Here is a 2,138-nt window from a genome sequence, read left to right as displayed (position 1 = left end):
AATAGGTTATCAGCAGTACTAGTCGTGTCGGACATATTGACAAGAAAGCACTCTTTTCCTCGATTAACGAGGGTCTGCACAGGAGTGCCAGTCTGGTCGCAATTATTGGGACAAACTAGTTATGCACAATTTCTGTGGATAACTGGTTGGTTTATCTAGCGAAAGTCGCTGCCCATGCGGGTTCCACCCCGATGCATTAGAAATAAGCAGCATTGATCACAATGGCACGTCGTCAGGATACCTTGGCTCGCTTGCTGGCGAAATATTTTGCACCTTCCTCAATGACTCGCTTGGTCTTCGCTTGTACATAGATGGCTGTCGTTGCGCTGTCCTTGTGGCCAAGCACTGCTTGCGCAACATCGATTGGCATACCGTCGGCCACGGCTAATGTGCCGAACGTATGCCTCAACGCATGCGGCGAGGCTTTGGAAAGGGCGGCAAGGTCATCTAGGCTGAAGCCCTTTTCGACCGTGTGATCGAGTCTCAAACGTTTGATCGAGCTCTGAAACAGTTTATACAGGCCATCTGTTGTATATCCAGATTGCGCATCTCCTTCTCGATGTCGCAACAATGCTGCAGCGTGGCTAGGAACGACTACCGGAGCAAGCAAGGCACCCTCTGCGTTTTCTGAGTCGAAATCCAGCCCACGATCCCTCCAGTGCCGGCGCAGCGCTTCGACAGTGCGACTACTAACCGGCACGACGCGATACGCGCTGCGTTTGCCAAGGACGGTCAATTCGAATACCTCTGCGCTCCACTTGCTGCGCAACAAAGCAGTACGTTGGGCGCCCGCAACTTCCGCTCGCCTCAACCCGGAATCCCCAAGCAGGAGCATCATTGACAAAGCGACACGGTCTTGGATGCGCTCAGGATGGTTACTACTTGCTTCCAAGCGTTCGATGAGCTCGTCCCAAAGAGGTTGCGCCAATGCCTTTTCGATCTGCATCCGATTGACTGCGACTGGCGCTTTGGGCAAGTCGACGGCAGACCATGGGTTGCCTGCCAGGTAGCGCACGCCCACCAAATACTCGAAAACGATTTTAACGACCAACACTGCTTGTCTTTGGGATGCCGGCGAGAGCTTGGTGTGCGAAAACGGTCGCCAGCGCGCCGACTCTCGCGGCGCACGCCCTCCGACGAAGCGCGCACTGGGCGCCTTCAAAAAATCTTTATAGCTTTCGCAGTCGGGTACCAGGACTGAAGAAAGCGGCTTACGCAGTTCCAGGATGCACCAGAATAAAAACCGTTCTATCTCCTTCGTGTAGGCACGCAGGGTGTGCGGACGATCACGGAACCGGTGCAGGTAGTTGTTGATCGCTTCCAGGTCGTTGGCTGCGCCGACGTAATTGAACCGGGTGTCGCGATTAAGACCTTCTGATCCGTCAAGCCAGCTTGGCGCCACTAGGCGCTCGATGGGCGCTAGAGGATTGTCGTTCTGAGGATCGACGACGATTTTCGACAGCCCCGGCGGTGCCATCAGGTCAACTGGATAGGTCGTACCAAGGGTGCGTTCATGGCGTTCGATCCAAGCATGCATCACTTTGGCCCTGTGAACGCCTATGCGCCGTAAGCCGCGCCACCAGCTGGGGCCTCGATTCGTCATGATGGCCGTGAGATCGGCAAGCGTGTGGATGTGCTCTACTCTCAGCGCCTTAGCCGTCAATGGACGAAACCACTGCGAAACCGGATGGTCCGGGTGCGGTACAGGCGCCGGCGCGTCTGCAGCCTTGATCAAGATCTCCAGTGCTCGACTGGTGATAGAGCCGCCCTGGCGGGCACCTTGAAGAATCTCGGCCGTGGCGGGATTGTTGACGATACAGCGCTCGATCAAATCCGCGCGCATGGCTAGTAAAAACCGCTCTAGGCCCATCTCGACTTGTGGGCTGTCGTCGCTGTAGTACAGCTCGGCAATTTTCGCGATCGGGATTTTGAGGCAGTGGGCTCGTAGCGCAGTGTAGTCACTGCGGTTGTAAGTGACGGGAGCAAGCAGGACGTTCGTGTTCTGGCTCATTGTGGCCTCGGTCGTTGAGGTGACTGACATGGTATCGAGCCTGTCAGAGAAGCTAGAATGCCCTGAATTATCCTTGTTTCACGCCAAAACAGCCATCAATCCTTTCTTGATAAATAATCTTATCAGG

The 2,138-nt window shown here is 55.1% G+C and carries 1 protein-coding gene; it reads right to left on the bottom strand.

The window, feature by feature from the left end:
- Positions 1-232: 232 nt before the first annotated feature.
- Positions 233-2,011: a site-specific integrase gene (locus AC56LY_RS24465; RefSeq protein WP_499583721.1), complete on the bottom strand. Its 1,779-nt coding sequence runs from the start codon at positions 2,009-2,011 to the stop codon at positions 233-235.
- Positions 2,012-2,138: the final 127 nt, after the last annotated feature.

This window comes from Telluria sp. ZT3P25, from assembly GCF_059685895.1.
The sequence above is the reverse complement of the archived record's forward strand: the minus strand, read 5'-3'. Positions and strand labels throughout refer to the sequence as shown.